A 17254-nucleotide genomic window follows, 5' to 3' on the forward strand; every position below is an offset into this window, starting at 1 on the left:
GCAACCGTTTTTACGCTTTTGATTTGCAGGCTTGATTTTTTTGTTTCTTTTTTGATCAAGCAAAAAAGAAAAGAACATGTATATATACACAAAACATCCTCGCTCTCCACTCTTTCCCCCTGCCCTTAAATAAAAAGCATAAAAAAACAACATTTGAAATTAAAAGGAGGACTGCCAGTGGCAGTCAGGTAAATAAATACAACCGTTTTTACGCTTTTGATTTGTAGGCTTGATCTTTTGTTTTTTTTGCATCAAGGCAAAAGAAAAAGTTAAACAACGATCACTTATAATTAAAGTGAAGTGAGATAAAAAGTAAAAATTCATCTCATTCTCTCTAACCAAATTAACAGTTTACTGTTTTATATTTTTTTATGCAACAAATAAAATTTCACACAATAAATAAGCAGCAATGGCACAATAACAAGCCCAAACAAAATAAAATCCGAAACGTTTTGATACAAACCAAGTACCATTACCGAAACAATAATCTGAACCATACCATAAAACGCCGCAATCAATCGGTGTTGAATTTTATATTCATTACTCAAAACCTGATAGAAATGCAACCGATGTGCCTCGAAAATATTGTCTTTTAAATACAATCGGTGCAGGATCGTACAAATAGCATCAACTCCATAAACTGCTAAAAATAAAAGCCAAACCAAAGAATTTGTGACCAGAATAAGTTTCAAAACCAGATAAATTACCCAAAAAGCAATCGCAATACTGCCCACATCTCCGGCAAAACATTTGGCCTTTTTTCTATAATTAAAAAATAGAAAAACCAAACTAGCAAGCATCGCATATAGTATAAAAGCACCATCAATAAATACCTGGATATTTTGATTCACATACAACAATGACCCCATCACCACCAAAGTATACAATCCCGTTATACCATTGATACCATCCATGAAATTATACGCATTAATCAAACCTATGGCTAGAATATAAGCGAATACAATTCCTAAAACGGGAACAGAATTAAAAACACCTAAATCGTAAAAAATTACGCTGATGGCGAGAAAATGAACCGAAATTCTAATTTTATTAGACAAACTCTGAATGTCATCCCAAAAACTAACGACAGTTACCAAAGTAATTCCTGTAAAAAAAAAGCAATTATTTTGGAGGTGCTGTGCAAAATAAAGTAAAGCCGCAAACCAAAAAATGATACCGCCTCCTCTAAGCGTAATTTCAGTATGTGCTGACCGATGATTGGGTTTGTCCACGATGTTGTACCGATCAGCTACTTTGAAATAAAGCAATTCCAGTAAGAATAAAACTGCAGTTATGAATAGGTATTGCATGTATATAGAAAAAATTTGTAAATATAGAGCGAAATGTAATTTTTTTTTAAGTTCACTCTTCAAGAAAGTGAGGAAAGTATTCTCAAAATTTATGCGTTTTAAAGGTATTGTAGTTGCTCAACAAAAAAATGATGTACATGTAACTAAGTGTAATGCCATCACAATATAGCAGCAGATTGAGATGTAAAGATCGAATAGACTACTGATTAAAAACGTATTTTAATTAAAAATTAAGATCTAAGAGTATAGTATAAAAAAAGAAACAATAGGAATTAGGATTAAAAATTCTAAGATTATGTATTCTAAAATAACTCAATTCATAATGGTTATGAACCAAAAGACTTGAATGTTACTACTAAACCATCTCGAGAAGCAACGGGCAGGGGTTTGCCAATGGCTTCTGCAATCTTGTCATTACTCACCACATAATTCTCTGTCAATTTTTGCAAACGTTCTGAGTTAAGTGGCAAATGCAAATAATTACCAAGTATTGAAACCAACTTAATTTAAGAGGACTGAAAATTAAAAAATACTTGTTATCTTTTTATACTATTTTTAAATAAAAATTCTAATTTATCAAACAACATTTCTTTAGAAAAATTATTTTCATAATATGTTTTTGAATTACATTCCATTTCTTGTTTTTTTTCAGTAGTCAATTTTTTTAAATGTATAGCTTTTTCTGCCAACGCGACAAAATTACCAGCTGAAACTGCATAACCACACTTACTGTCATTTATTAATTCATTACCTTCACCATTAAGTGCTCCCAAAATGACCTTTCCAGAAGCCATATACGCTTGAATTTTAGCTGGAACTGTTAATGCAAATACAGCCTCGTCTTTTAACGAAACTAACATAACATCTGCTTTCCTAAAAAAATGAGGCATCGTGTCAATATCATGCCTTCCCAGCAAATGGACATTATTTACATTTTTTATTTTTATTTCATTTTTAATCCAATCCATTTTTCGACCATCCCCGACGATAACCCAATTTATGTCATCTGACACCGTCAATTCAGCAGCTTTTAATATCGTCTCAAAATCTTGTGATTCTCCTACATTTCCAGCAAACATAATATTAAATCCATCTGGAAGATCCGGTATAGAAACCTCTTTGAGTGAAGTTTGTGTAAAAATGTCTTCAGCCCAATTGGGAAAGTAAATAACCTCTTTCTTTTTATCTTTTAATTTTTCAACTATTGAATCTCTAAAATAATTGGAACTAATTAAAATAACATCTGAATTGTTATAAATATGTTTTACCAATCTATCAATAAAATGAATAATTTTACTGTTTTTAAAATTACTGGCAGCTAAAATACTTTCAGGCCATAAATCTAAAACCCACAAATAAAGAGGTTTCTTATATTTTTTCTTTAACCACAATCCTGGTAAAGCCATTGTTACTGGAGATAGCTGCTGGACAAAAATAATATCAAATTTACCTTTTACTCTAAACATACAGGTAAAATAGGAAAAAAAAACAAACGAAAGATAATTTATAATCAAATGAATTCCTTTACCATTTTTTCTTGGATATACTGGAGTTCTAATAACTTTTGCACGTTGTATAATCTCTTCTCTCTTCCCAAAAAAAGAATATCCTTGATAAAAATCCCCATTTGGATAATTGGGTTTTGCTGTTAATACAGTAACATCATGACCTCTTTTAATAAAATCAAAAACCAAATCATTACCCTTAAAAGTCTCAGGATAAAAATATTGAGAAACAAATAATATTCTCATTTCATTAATTTATTTCACTCCAAACTACTCTCTTAACATAATCGGTATAACTCAAAATAATCCGTACCATTTTTTCCGAAACATTAGGCATCGAATAATCAGATACGGCTCTAAAATTGCGTTCGACACCTCTATTTTGTGTTTGCAATTGCGTTAATCCCTGCATGATCCTTTCCGGATTCAATCCTACCATCATTACGGATGCTTCTTCCATAGCTTCGGGACGCTCGTGGGCATCACGAATATTCAAAGCAGGAAAATTTAATGTAGATGATTCTTCTGATATCGTTCCGCTATCCGATAATACCGCAAACGACTTCATTTGCAATGCATTATAATCATTAAAGCCCATTGGTTTCAAAAACTGAACTTCCGGACGCATGGCAATTTGTTTGGAATCAATCATCTTTTGAGTCCTCGGATGGGTACTCACAATAATTGGATAGCCATATTTTTCGGCAATCAGATTTAAACTGTCCATTAATCCCTTGAAATTTTTTTCGTTATTGATGTTTTCTTCTCTATGAGCCGAAACCACAAAATATTTGGTTTCTTGTAAATGCAACGTATTTAAAATCTCTGAAGCATTAATTTCAGGTAAATAGTGATTCAAAACTTCATACATCGGAGAACCGGTTTTGATAATTCTATCCGCAGGTAATCCTTCTCTCAATAAATACTCTCGTGCAATATCACTGTATGTCAAATTTATATCAGACACATGATCTACAATTTTACGGTTTGTTTCCTCCGGTACTCTTTGGTCAAAACAACGGTTACCTGCCTCCATGTGGAATATAGGAATATGACGCTTCTTTGCAGGAATAGCACATAAACAACTATTGGTGTCGCCTAATACCAAAAAAGCATCTGGTTTTTCAGTCTCTAATAATGGATCAATTTTTATCAAAATCTGTCCGATGGTTTCAGTTGCGGTTGTCCCCGCTGCATTCAGAAAAAAATCGGGCTTACGAATCCCTAAATCATCAAAGAAAATTTGGTTGAGTTCATAATCATAATTTTGTCCGGTGTGAACTATAATATGCTCAATAGCCTCCGAAGCGTCTAAGGCTGCCATCACTCTTGATAATCGAATTATTTCCGGACGGGTACCAACAACGGTCATTACTTTTAATTGTTCTTTCATTTCTTATTAGTTCTCGCAGATCTCACAGATTTCCGCCGATGTTTACTTTGATTTAATTAAAAATCATTTACTATTCTTTTTATATTTTCTGTTATATTTTCACAATTAAAATTAACTAATATACCGACTTTCTTTCGTGACAATTTTAGATAAGTTAAGAGTTGCTTAAAATGTAATTTAGATAAATCTTTCACAGATTTGATTTCAATAATAACTTTTTCCTCCACCAATATATCTAGTCTAAATCCAATTTCTAAATTGATACCGTCATACAATACTGGAAGTACAACTTGACTTTTAACTTCAAAGTTATGCTTTTTAAGTTCATAAAGTAAAGCAGCTTCGTAAACAGACTCTAACAATCCTGGACCTAGATTTTTGTATACTAAAAATATACATCCTCTAATTTTATAGGTAATATCATTTTCTTCCATAAAACTAAAATTTAATATTCTGCGAAGATCTGCGGAATCAGCGTGCAAACAAATTACACATTCTCAAAATACGTATCTGGATCATTCGGGTCATAAAATTCATTAATCCAAAAATTGGTATAAAGAATCTCTTCCCCAATGTTTTTTATATTATGAGCGTACCAAATAGGCATGTCTACATACGCAGGTTCAGCTCCATCTAAATAGAAATCCAATACTTCATCAGTACCTATACGACGCAATTGAATTAAGGCTTTCCCTTTAATTACTGCAAAACGTTCTATTTTGCGGGTATGATAATGATTTCCTCTCGTAATTCCGGGAACCGTAGTAGAAAATGATACCTGCCCACCAACTCCTAATCGAATGATTTCTACAAAAGATCCTCTAGGATCTGTATGCTTGACAAATTTTACTGGGAAATGATTTTTTATATCCATATAACAACGAAATGTATTGAACAAATTCAGTTCAAATGCAGTATTGATAGTAGGAATTACCCCGTTGTCTTGGTATTGCTCTTTATAGGTTTCCAGCAACGATAACAGTTGAGAAACTTTAAATTCCGAAGTATGAGGAATAACAATTTCTGATTTACTTTCTCCTCTCCTAATTTCTGAAAGAATCGCATCAACCAATTCTCCCACATAAATTAACTTCATATCCCCATCCACTTCAATAGTAGGAGTATCATTATGGGATAATTTATGGCAAAATGTAGCTACCACCGAATTGTAATTGGGATGACCAAAAGGTCCAAAAACATTAGGAATAATCATTCCAGTGAATTTTCCTCCTGCCTTTTCAGCCCAATACATCATTAACTCTCGTCCTTCTTTTTTAGATTTCCCATACAGGTTATCTCTTTCTTCTTGGGTAGAAGAGGAAAATAAAACATGTGCTTTAGAACTTGTAACTTCAAGAGCCTTTATTAATTTCTGAACTAAACCAATATTCGTATCATAAATAACTTGAGGGTCATTATGGCGGTTCATCGCAGCTAAATGGACAATAACATTACATTGAGCAACAAATTCATTTAGCTTATTTTCATCAGCAAAATACTCTTTTTGAAAATCAATTCTCTGGAATTCTACTGGGAATAACCCTAAAGTATTGTATAAATGCGTCCCGACAAAACCTGCCTGTCCTGTTATTCCTATTTTAATCATAATTATATTTTCTAATTGATTTCACACTGATAATAGCTGATCTAGCTACATACTGATTCTTACTAATTTCAAAAAATTAAAAAAATCTGTGTAAAACTTTTCTATTTAAAATAATCAATATCAAATCGATATTCATCTTGGATTTCTCCTAACAAATAATCTGCCATGACCAACAATTTAGCTCCTTCCTTAAGTGCTTGAATACTACTTACGTATCCTTGAGGAACATGAAGAACATCAAGTGTTTCAGCATTTACAATAAAAGAGAGTGATTTTAACCCTTTGGAAGGATTCTCCCAATTATCAATGGCAATCAATTCAATTTTAAAACTACCTTGTAAAACAGAAAACCACCGTTGCTCTGTGCGGTGTCCTTGCCACCCACGAACAAATGTGGTCTCCTTATTTTCTATAAGATAAATCCTTTTTATAGCCGTTGCATCAAAAGAATTATTAAATCGAACTGTACCTCTGGTATCAGAATGACTTCCTCCATTTATTATTCTCGGAACCATATTGTTTTTCGATTGATAATTAATGTCAATGTCTGCTGTCTGGAATTTGTTATCAGATTACTGAACACTAAAAACTGACTACTGAACACTAATTTTACCCGGGCATCTGAGCTACATCTTCTCCAAAAATTTCTTTTCTGATTAAAGGTAATGTTGCCAGTAATTTTTTCATTCCCTCTACGCCTTGTTGTTCTGTATTATGAGAATGATAATCTTCTATTATAGAAACGTCTTGTTCTCCTTCCGAAAAATATTGTGCATAATTCAAATCCCGGTTATCAGCTGGAATTCGATAGAAATCACCCATATCCTCAGCTTTAACCATCTCTTCACGCGTACACAAGGTTTCATACAACTTCTCACCATGACGGGTACCGATAATCTTGATTTCAGTATCCGACTTACACAATTCTTTTAAGGCTTGTGCTAAATCTCCAATAGTTCCCGCAGGGGCTTTATTCACAAATAAATCTCCCGGATTACCGTGTTCAAAAGCGAACAATACCAATTCCACCGCTTCATCTAGCGACATTAAGAAACGAGTCATATTCGGATCCGTAATCGTGATTGGATTCCCTTCTTGAATTTGTTTTAAAAACAATGGAATCACAGAACCTCTTGATGCCATCACATTCCCATAACGGGTTAAACAAACTGTCGTATCAGATAAATTTCTGGACGCTGCCACAGCTACTTTCTCCATCAAAGCTTTAGAAATCCCCATAGCATTAATAGGGTAAGCCGCTTTGTCAGTACTCAAACAAATTACTTTTTTAACTTTATTGGCTCCGGCGGCATCAATCACATTCTGAGTTCCAAAAACATTGGTTTTAGTTGCTTCCAATGGAAAAAACTCACAGGATGGCACTTGTTTTAATGCTGCAGCATGAAATACATAATCCACCCCACGCATTGCACGTTCTACACTACTATAATCACGAACATCTCCTATGTAAAACTTAAGCTTATCATTCTTCAAGTGATTACGCATATCGTCTTGTTTCTTCTCATCACGAGAAAAAATACGGATTTCTTTAAAGTGGTCGGTATGAAGAAAACGATTTAATACGGCGTTACCAAAAGAACCAGTACCACCAGTTATAAGGAGGATTTCATCTTGTATTTTCATTTTATTTTATTCTTTCTAAAAAAATTATTCTTGCTGATATTCTCATATCTAGTTCCTTATTGATTTTTAAAATTAAAAAAAATCTGCATTCATCCGCGTTTTTTTAATCTGCGCTCATCTGCGTAAAAATTTTCATTATGGTTTTATTTTAAAGATCCTATTTTTTTCTAACTGAGTTGGATAGTTAATTAATACTGCTTTATAAGGTCCTCTAAACACGAATAAACTTCCTGCAGCCACTCCGATCACACCGTGTTGATCAATCACTTTTTCAATATCGTCCAAAGAACCAGCACCACCTAATACAGTCATAGGAAGCGAAATTTTTTCACGTACTTTAGCGATTAAATCCAAATCGTAGCCTTTCATCACCCCATCCTTATCAATAGAATTGATTACTATTTCTCCTGCTCCCAATTTTTGCGCTTCTTCTACAAATTTAAAAGGATTGATTCCTGTGGCTTTTTTTCCATTGTGGGTATATACTTCGTACCCACCAAGTAATTTTTTCTTAACATCGAGAACCACAATAACGCTTTGTGCACCTACTCGATCTGAAATTTCGGTAATTAATTTGGGATTATGCAAAACTGCCGAACTCAAGGCAATTTTTTCAATACCAAGGCTAAAAATGCGTTGTGCTTGTTCTACTGTTTTAACCCCTCCACCATAACACAAGGGCATCATTGATTGACTAGCCAAACGCTCGATAAGACTGTAATTGGGTTCTTTCCCTAATACAGTTGCATCAATATCGAAAATTGCTAATTCATCAACCTCTTTCTCATTAAAAATTTTAACCGCATTTATGGGATCTCCTACGTATTTCGGATTTTTAAAATTCACGGTTTTTACCAAACCATTGTCATGAATTAAAAGACTTGGTATAATTCTAGGTCTAAGCATGCTTATAATTTTGCGAAATTATGTAATAAGGTTTCACCATAGTGATGACTTTTCTCTGGGTGAAATTGAATCCCGTACACATTTTCATGATGGGCTGCACAAGTAAATTGTCCTCCGTACTCAGAAGTTGCCAAGATATCAGCCGTATTGTTACATTCAAAATAATAAGAATGTAAAAAATAAAACAAAGCCTCTTTTTCTAATCCCTCAAATAATGGATTGCAGATTACAGGATGAACATCATTCCAACCCATGTGAGGGAGTCGGGTAACTTGCTGAATCTTGGTCTCGTCAAATTTCTTTATAGAAGCATCAATCCATTTCAATCCCTCCAGGGTTCCTTCCTCACTAGAATTACCCATCATTTGCATTCCCACACAAATACCAATCACCGGTACTTTTTTGACCATCACTAATTCGTCTAGTTTTTCGCGCATGCCAGACTTTATTAGTTCGGACATTGCATGATCAAAATGACCTACACCAGGTAAGATTATTTTTGTCGCATCTTCAAGATCTGCTGCTGTTCTTGCAATTTTGGTTTCAACATTAACTCTCTTGTACACATTTACAAAGGCATTCATATTTCCAACACCGTAATCAATTATAGTTATCATCTGAATAATCTCTTTTCTAAACCTAAAATAGACATTGCTTTTGCTCCTAATCTAATTAGTTTTATTTTATTTTTATAATCGTGAAAGGTTTTATTCTCTCCCTCGAATATTTCTTGTAATTCACTCACTGATAGGTCTAACTTATCAGCTACATATTCAAACTCTTTCTGTAAAAAATCTTCGCTTAATTCTGGTCTAGACACTCTTTCTAATGCTTCTTCTCTTGTCATTTGACCCGTTAGAATCAAACTCGAAAAATGGGCACGTCTTTTTTGGAAACCAAATTTTTTCGGTAACCAATAATCTTCATAAAATCTTGTAAATCGAGATTCGTGGTGTTTGTGCTGAAAAGGTTCCCAGCCAAATTTCTCCATTAATAATTTTTCTACATCTGTTTTGATATAGGGAACTAAATTTAGAGGTTTATAAACCTGCATCCCTAAAACATATCGGTAATACAATTTATAACTCAAAATATCCACTAACGGAAAAGTCTTAAGCGGACGTTTTCCAAACTTGGAATGGATGTCTTTCACCAACATGGTATCTATACCCGGAAAACCACCCCATTCTTCAGGTTCTCTGCAACATTCTGTAGAGAAATTCCCTCCAGTTAAAACGTACTTAATTTTATTTTTTTTAGCAAATTTATACAAACCCGAAAAAAAAGCATAATCCTGGGGCAAATCCTGATCGGCAATTTGAGATTTCAGAAAAGCTACCTGCAAGTCCTTCATTTCTTCCCAATTAATAACATCCGTATATAAATCCAATCCTAGACCATTACACAATTTCTCGATATTACCAACTGCTTTATCAGTATTCCATCCAGCATCAACGTGAAACAATAAAGGTCGTAACCCCATAATTTCTTTAGCAACATAAGCCACATAAGAACTATCAAGTCCACCACTTAAACCAATAATGCAATCAAAATCTTTTCCTCTTCCTTCTTTTTTAATTTTTTCTGCAACTACCATCAATTCAGCATGTCCTTTTTCATCTGTATTCCAATCAGGAAGGATAATATTTTGAAAATTATGGTAATAATCTGAAACCCCATTACCATCGAAAACGATGTTTGGGTCCGAAGTATCCATAATGGTTTGCGTGCAGATTTGGTAAGGTCTTCTATTCATCTTTTCTTTTTATTGATAATTTTCTAAAAAATAACTGAAGTATTGATCTTAGAAATATAATTCTAGACCATAGCTTCAAATATAACTTTCTTTTTACAATACTAGCGTTTGCCCCATGAACTCTTCTATTTAGTGTTACTTCATCACAATGCAAATTAGATTTAATTATATTTGCTGCCGTTGCAATCCATAAATCATGTGATTCTACATAATCAGGTATTGGCAGAATTAATGCTTTTAATTCTTTTTTTAAAGCCATAGCACAACCATAATAATTCTCTTTCCCTTTAAGTATATCAATGATATTGCTTAAATTTTTATCCGAAAATTTAGAATCTACACCATCGATATTAAAATCAATTTTACCTCCTTTTGAATCAACAAAATTAGAGTTTGTCGAAACTAACATAGCATCCGAATTTACCAGTTTGCTTTTCATCAAAGCTACTCTGCCATCTATCCAAATATCATCTTGATCGGACATAAAAATTATATCTTTAGTCGCCAATGATATTGAACGTCCGAAAGAAAAAACATGACCTCTATTAATTTCATTTAAAAATATTTTAACACGTTCATCATTAATTGACATAATGATTTCTAACGTATTATCAGAAGAACAGTCATCAACAATTATAATCTCGTCATCATGATGTAATTGTTTAATAATTGATTCTAACTGCAACTCGATAAATTTTGCGCCATTATATGATGCTAAGCAAACACTTATACTCATTTAGTATTTATATTATATTTTTTACCAACTCTTCCTAATATACCATCTTTTATAGCCTGAATATATTTTTTTAAATAATCCCATTTATCTGCCACAATAAAAACAGTTAAAAAATTATGTACCAGAGCCGAAACTATTTCCTTTAATCCCATTAAAAAAGGAACATGCTTACTTCTAAAAAAAAGAAATGAATTTCGAACTTTATAATATGACCTTAGTGAGCTATGAATGAAAATTCTCGTGAATTTTAAATCTACAGATTTATCCCCTATTGAATGTTTCATTATAGCCGTAGGAAGAACTCTGATAGGAATTCCTTTAGCTCGACATCTTAAACACCATTCAGTATCTACAAAATCAATAAAATAATCCTCATTCATAAGACCTACTATATCAAAAGTGATTTTTGAAACCGCACTCCCAGATGAAATTACAACATCTACTTCATAGTTCTTCAGGTCACTAATAACATCAAATTGTTTTAATAATCCAAATTTATTTAATCTATAACTAGGAAACTTAAAACCTATATTTTTATCATAAAAGACTGGAGAAAATACCTCCGGCACATTATTACACATATTATTTGTCAATTTTCGAATAAAATCATTTTCAATTTCAGAATCTTGATCAAAAAAGACAACAATTTCAGCACCTTTTTCCATGGCTAAAGTAATACCAATGTTTTGTGCTTTGGCTATACCTAAATTTTCATTTAAACGTATCAACTCAACATCTAAACTATTTGAAATATTCTCTATATAACAATTTTCAGTATTATCAACTAATATAACATTAGTATCACAAGATAAAATTGCTTTACAAATTCTTTCTAAATTAGGAATATCTGGTTTATAACAAACAATTACAGAATATATTTTCATCATAAAATCAGATTAAAGGCACTTCTTCATCTTTAACATTAGAATTATCTAATATCTTATACCAATACCACAGAATAATCAAAAGCCCGTAAGAATTAAACATTGTTGGATTTGTAATTGAATTCAACACATATATTAAAACTAAAAGTAGATACAAACTGTTTTTATTTGAATAGCAGAGTATTTTTTTTGTAGGAAAAATAATATAAAAATATAATAGTGGCGTAAGAATGAAACCAAAATACCGCAACATATCCAATGGGGTTAATTCTGTATGTGCTTTTATTGCTTGAACACCTTTTGAATAATAATAAGAAGCCAATCCTTCACCGAGAAAAAAATTAAAAAAATTCAAGTGATCAAAAAAAGATTCATAATGACCAATTTTAACGGTATTAGATGCCTCTTGTGTATCAAAAACTGACGTATTAGTTATTAAATAAGTAAATAGAATTGTCAATAATGGAATACTTATGGCAAAAAAAACAATCTTGGTTATAAATTTAGATTTGAAGAAAATAATCATTATCGTTGCACAAATTGAAGTCAAAACAGAGCCTCTAGAACCACTCACAAAGATAGTTGTGAAAATAATTAGAATTGCAATTAAGCTACTAAATTTTTTCTTTTCAACAAATGAAATCACATAAAGAATTAATGGCAAATACAGAAATGGAACTGTTCCTATATGAAAACTTATTAATCCTTCTTCTGCAAATTCCCTTAAACCATTAGAACCCGAACTATAGTTTTCAAAAAAAACATAATAGGGTCCCGAAAAAGGCATATCAATAAAAATAATTACTATTAAAAAAGAAAGTGCGGTATAAGCTGCTATTATTAGCCCAGACACTTTGGCTATCTTCTCAATATCAATTTTATAGTAAATAATCGGATAAATGAGGAACAATACCAGCACTGAAAAAAAAAATTGCTCTCTTAAAACAGAATCAACGTTATTAAAAAAAGAAAAAAGAAAGCCATACAAAAAAATAAGTAAAATAATAAACGGAGAAATTGTATTGAATCTATATAATTTATAATTAACTATAGTAAAACTTATAATTATAACAAATATTAATTTGTTAAAAAAAATTGTAGGAAATAACAAGGTAGAAATAAAATAAAGGTAAAAAAGTAATTTCACCCAATTATTAACCGAAATGAACTTCATAATAAAAAATTAATCATTAATAAAAAACTGATAAGCTTTTTTTAGTGTGACAATCTTAATCTATAAATATTTAGCAAACAAATTGAAAAAAAATCATAATTAAAAAGAAAAATATTGTTATACAACAAACAAAATTCTAGTTAAGTAAAGAGATTGCTTTTAACTAAAAAAACGATAAGGGATTTGAATATCCATAGAAATACTAATAATTTAAATTGTTAAAACATTACAAATAAATGCAATTTAGTTTCTTTTCAAAAAGCTTTTAATAATTCTAACATAAAATACCCTTTGAATGAATTTTAAAAAATAATTTTTCTTAAAATTATTTAAATTCGCTTGGAGAGAATCATTCAAATTTAAATATTTATCAACAACTAATTTAATAGTCATATCGTCTAATATAAAATTCCTAAGAATTTCACCATCTAGATGATTATATTTTTTAAATTCATCTACCATCATTTCTTCAGTTAATTTAAGTTTATAAAATCTACCTGAACAATTATGGGATAAACTGGTAGAAAGTCTGTTAACAACGTATCCATCTGAAAAAGATTCAAAATAAGCGCGACTATCATAAACTATCACTGGCCTTCCACATGCCATTGCTTCATAAACCGAGCGTCCTAAACCAATGACAAGATCAACGTCATTTATTAGATCTTCTACATTCCAAACTGGGTTTGTATTTTTATTTAAATAAAAAAGAGTAATTCCCAAAGTATCACAAACTCTTTGTAAAAATTTATTTGCATCCTCCGATTGACATAAACTCAAAACATTTTTAAGTACTTTATTTAAATTTTTTTTGGAATAAAATTTAGACGTGTCAATACCATTCATTATCACAACAGATACAAATCCCTTAATTGCTAAATGATTTTGTACTTCTTGAGAGATAGCTATATGAAAATTAGCACACAAAGATGGCTGTTCTAACGGAGGATAAACCCCATGGCAAGTTTGTATTATAAAACCAAATCCCATTAAGACTTCAACACAAGTATTATGATTGGCTAAAATTAAATCATATTTTTTTTTACTTAGAAATTTAACTCCTAATTCTTTCTCCATTTTTGTAGAAAAATCACCTTTCATAAAAGTGAAATATTCTACGTCAAAACCTCTTGCGAGCAATTCTTTGATAATTGCATAAGTATAAGTCTCAGTTCCACCAGTTTGCACTAAATGATTACTTGCAATAAGAATTGATTTAATTTTTTTCATAATATTAATAATATCCAAAAGATTAGTAAAACGATAAATAGCTTCTTTAGATAATAAATAGCATTATCAACTTCACAACTTTTACAAAAAATGTATTATCATAAACATTTAACATTAGTTTCTTGAATAGATATCTATAATTTTAAAACAGATTGAAATTTTTGGATAACTGAAAACTACAACATTGATTATTGTTAAAATAATAGATTTTTTTTAATATGTTTTTTTCTTTAGTTTACTTTTAAAAAAAGAGCGTATGAAATTTCTTTCATTATTACTTAATCCAATAAAATAAATAGATGTTAAATTAATTGATGTGTAAAATAGTGATTTTACAAAAAAATTAAAATACGGATTGGATATCGAAATGAAAATAAAGTGTGAAGATAACACCAGAATAATCGTTACTATAAAAATTTTTAACAATACCTTTTGAAAAAAAGAATGAAGATTTAAATCTATTAAAAATCTCAAAAACAAAAGTCTACCTAATAACGTGATTGAGTTAATAACAATAATTACAATAAAAATAACAGTAGGATCGTTATACCGACTTAAAAATAAATAAGAAATTGGCAAGCAAAGGAATATAAAAGTCCCAATTGTTATTTGGTACCATTTTATGACACCTGTAGCTTGAGCACCAGTTACCAAAGGTCCTGAAACACAATCAATCAAAATATTTATTAAACACAAAACAACAAATTCTGAAGTATATCTTGGAGGATTTTTCAACCATAACTGCAAAATAAAATCTATATTATAAATAATTGGACAAGCTATTATAAACATTAAGAAGTAGGAGAATTTTGAACTCTGAAAAATAAGATTTAATGATTGCTCTTTATAACCTAAAGCATATTGCTTTATAATTTGAGGGTTTACTGCCATTTGAAAATTAGTGACAAAAACATGAACCGCAGATTGCACCTGCATACTTATTCCATAGGCTGCATTTAATAGTGTTCCAAAAAAAATATTTAATAATATATTAGAACCCTGACCTCTTGCTACCCCAGCTATATTCCCAAACAAACTCCATCCTGAAAAAGAAATTAATTCTCCATATAATTCTTTCTCGTAATAAAATTTATACTTCGTTTCTTTAAAATAAACTTTACAATAAATTTTGTGAGCATTACTTGAAATAAAAGAAACTAAAAAAAGCAAAAAAGAATAAAATATTAATTTATCAATATCAAAAACGACAAGAATATAAACAATAATCAATTTTAAAAAAACTTCAACAATACTCATATAAGCATAGACTTTCATCTTTTCTCTAGCAATAATTAAAGCGTCGTATGGAACTTGAATTGTACCTACAAAAAAAGTAAAAATAGAGAATTGGTAAACCCAATTAACTGCTGACATTCTATTGACCGGTAAATTCAATTTATTATTTACAAACCACAATCCAAATGTTTCTGCTAATAAAAAAAATAAAACACCAATGGATATATGAATGTTTAATGTTGCATTAAACGTCTTTTTCAATTGCTCTAAATCATTTTTTCCTATATCAAAAGTCAAAAAACGCTGTGTAGCCGCAGTCATCGCACTATTAAAGAAACTGAATAATGTAACTATTCCACCCACTATACTGTAAATTCCATAATCTTGAATTCCTAAAGCGTTTAAAACTATTCTGGACGTGAACAATGTGACTCCCATAGTTAAAAGCATTCTAATGTATAGAAAAGCAGTGTTTTTAGCTATAAGTTTAGAAGATGACATTTGATTTTGGTAATTTTCTTTTTTTCAAGTATTCATTTCAATAATAAAAATATCGAAGCTATTAAATAAATTTGGTTATTTCTTAGAAATTTTAAATCTTAATTTTTATGTAAAATAAATAATATTTTTAAGAAGTCTTTTAATTTTGAACTGTCAATTAATATTCTTGATCTTAGAATAAATTCAATAAAATTAAAAATCTCCATAAAGTCATTTCTAATAAAATGACAACTTTTAAGGATTTTATCCCAAAATGGAATAGCTTTCTCCGATTTGTAAAAATGATTTAATTTAAAGGTAAAGTGATGAAAACAGACGCCTTATTATCAATACTAAAACGGTTAAAAACCCCGCCAGAAAACCACCCAAAACCAAACCTTTTACTTTCCCAAATTTTTCTTTCTTCAAAGGCAAAATCGGTCTGTCAATTACCTGAATTAGTGGTGTTTCCTTACGCAACGTTACTTTCGCCAATTCGCTTTGTTTGACTAACTCGGTAAGTATGGCGGTATTGGCTTGCACATCGACCTGCCTGCGGGCAGAAGGAGCACGGCGAACATTCATCGCAGGATTCAAACCAAAAGTATTGTCATTGGCAACAGCAACACCAGTAATCGCACCATTCAATTCTCTACGGATAGAATCGGTTTGACGTTCCAAAATATCCATATTCATTCGTGCTTTTTTACTTTTGGTCGTGACATAAAAATCAGAAACTTCTTTGACAAGCGCTTCCGTAAAATACTTGGAAAACAATTCATTAGTAGAAGAGACATCTATGTTAATAATAGCAATTTTTTTGTCTTTTTGCCCAACAGCCAATCCGGTTTTAGACAAATCTTGATATACCACACCCAAGATACTGTCATGTACACGGGTAAAATGGGTACGCTTGGTATCGGGTAAAAACTGGATGGTTGCAAATTTTGGTTTGTCATTCCACTTTTCCCTCCAGCCCTGATTTTGTATGTACATCTCCGCCAAAGAAATGGTTTTTCCATCCACTACAACGGGGCTCAACAAGGTTTGCTCTACCATCGCACGGGACTTAAACAATTCGGTCAAATTAGAACCGGTAAAAATACTTCCTCCACCGCCGCCAAGGTCTATACCAAATGAACTCGCCAAACCTAAGGCTCCTCCTAATCCGCCTCCTGATTTTTCATCTTCTAGTGCGAAGGACAAAGTAGCTGTATATACCGGTTTTTTTATAAAAGAATAGGCCAATCCTAAAGCTGCCCCTATAACTCCTGCTAAAACAATAATTTTCCATTGCCCAAGCAAATAAGAAAACCATTCTCTTCCTTTTTCAATAAGTTCTTTTAACGATATTTCATCGTTTGGTATTTGTTCGTTCATTTTTCGGTTTTCTG

Annotated in this window: 17 protein-coding genes; all 17 read right to left on the bottom strand. The window is 31.3% G+C overall.

Going from position 1 to position 17254, the window contains the following annotated elements; translation table 11 throughout:
* Positions 1-359 precede the first annotated feature (359 nt).
* The gene (locus tag EKM05_RS11215; protein ID WP_126555292.1) at positions 360-1310 is read right to left on the bottom strand and encodes a glycosyltransferase family 4 protein; all 951 of its coding nucleotides are present in this window, start codon (positions 1308-1310) and stop codon (positions 360-362) included.
* A gap of 326 nt (positions 1311-1636) precedes the next feature.
* The gene (locus EKM05_RS11220) at positions 1637-1810 is read right to left on the bottom strand and encodes a hypothetical protein (protein ID WP_199749581.1); all 174 of its coding nucleotides are present in this window, start codon (positions 1808-1810) and stop codon (positions 1637-1639) included.
* Positions 1811-1846: 36 nt separating this feature from the next.
* Positions 1847-3061 carry a glycosyltransferase family 4 protein gene (locus EKM05_RS11225; protein ID WP_126555295.1) on the bottom strand — a complete coding sequence of 405 codons (1215 nt, stop codon included), beginning with the start codon at positions 3059-3061 and terminating at the stop codon, positions 1847-1849.
* Positions 3062-3065: 4 nt separating this feature from the next.
* Entirely contained in the window at positions 3066-4208 is a 1143-nt protein-coding gene (gene wecB, locus EKM05_RS11230) for a non-hydrolyzing UDP-N-acetylglucosamine 2-epimerase (RefSeq protein WP_126555298.1), read from the bottom strand.
* A 56-nt stretch (positions 4209-4264) separates the two neighbouring features.
* Entirely contained in the window at positions 4265-4642 is a 378-nt protein-coding gene (locus tag EKM05_RS11235) for a GxxExxY protein (RefSeq protein ID WP_126555301.1), read from the bottom strand.
* A 53-nt stretch (positions 4643-4695) separates the two neighbouring features.
* On the bottom strand, positions 4696-5814 hold the full coding sequence (locus tag EKM05_RS11240) for an NAD-dependent epimerase/dehydratase family protein (RefSeq protein WP_126555304.1): 1119 nt from the start codon (positions 5812-5814) through the stop codon (positions 4696-4698).
* Between the two features lie 101 nt (positions 5815-5915).
* Positions 5916-6329, bottom strand: a complete 414-nt coding sequence (locus EKM05_RS11245; protein WP_126555307.1) for a WxcM-like domain-containing protein — start codon at positions 6327-6329, stop codon at positions 5916-5918.
* Between the two features lie 94 nt (positions 6330-6423).
* Complete coding sequence (locus EKM05_RS11250; RefSeq protein ID WP_126555310.1) at positions 6424-7458, bottom strand: polysaccharide biosynthesis protein; 1035 nt, start codon at positions 7456-7458, stop codon at positions 6424-6426.
* A gap of 135 nt (positions 7459-7593) precedes the next feature.
* Entirely contained in the window at positions 7594-8364 is a 771-nt protein-coding gene (locus tag EKM05_RS11255; RefSeq protein WP_126555313.1) for an AglZ/HisF2 family acetamidino modification protein, read from the bottom strand.
* Positions 8365-8366: 2 nt separating this feature from the next.
* Positions 8367-8981 carry an imidazole glycerol phosphate synthase subunit HisH gene (hisH, locus tag EKM05_RS11260; protein ID WP_126555316.1) on the bottom strand — a complete coding sequence of 205 codons (615 nt, stop codon included), beginning with the start codon at positions 8979-8981 and terminating at the stop codon, positions 8367-8369.
* A complete protein-coding gene (locus EKM05_RS11265) occupies positions 8978-10120 on the bottom strand; it encodes an N-acetyl sugar amidotransferase (protein WP_126555319.1) in 1143 nt (380 codons plus the stop codon). The genes hisH and EKM05_RS11265 overlap by 4 nt, the downstream gene beginning before the upstream one ends.
* Positions 10113-10856 carry a glycosyltransferase gene (locus EKM05_RS11270; protein WP_126555321.1) on the bottom strand — a complete coding sequence of 248 codons (744 nt, stop codon included), beginning with the start codon at positions 10854-10856 and terminating at the stop codon, positions 10113-10115. Before EKM05_RS11270 ends, EKM05_RS11265 begins: the two co-directional genes overlap by 8 nt.
* Complete coding sequence (locus EKM05_RS11275; protein WP_126555324.1) at positions 10853-11743, bottom strand: glycosyltransferase family 2 protein; 891 nt, start codon at positions 11741-11743, stop codon at positions 10853-10855. The genes EKM05_RS11270 and EKM05_RS11275 overlap by 4 nt, the downstream gene beginning before the upstream one ends.
* 4 nt (positions 11744-11747) lie before the next feature.
* Complete coding sequence (locus tag EKM05_RS11280; protein WP_126555327.1) at positions 11748-12887, bottom strand: O-antigen polymerase; 1140 nt, start codon at positions 12885-12887, stop codon at positions 11748-11750.
* A gap of 270 nt (positions 12888-13157) precedes the next feature.
* Positions 13158-14144, bottom strand: a complete 987-nt coding sequence (locus EKM05_RS11285; RefSeq protein ID WP_126555330.1) for a UDP-glycosyltransferase — start codon at positions 14142-14144, stop codon at positions 13158-13160.
* A gap of 213 nt (positions 14145-14357) precedes the next feature.
* Positions 14358-15881 (bottom strand): lipopolysaccharide biosynthesis protein, encoded by a 1524-nt coding sequence (locus tag EKM05_RS11290; protein WP_126555333.1) that lies wholly within the window; start codon positions 15879-15881, stop codon positions 14358-14360.
* A gap of 291 nt (positions 15882-16172) precedes the next feature.
* Entirely contained in the window at positions 16173-17240 is a 1068-nt protein-coding gene (locus EKM05_RS11295; protein ID WP_126555336.1) for a Wzz/FepE/Etk N-terminal domain-containing protein, read from the bottom strand.
* Between the last annotated feature and the right edge of the window lie 14 nt (positions 17241-17254).

The organism is Flavobacterium sp. GSP27, assembly GCF_003970395.1.
Taxonomy (GTDB): Bacteria; Bacteroidota; Bacteroidia; order Flavobacteriales; family Flavobacteriaceae; genus Flavobacterium.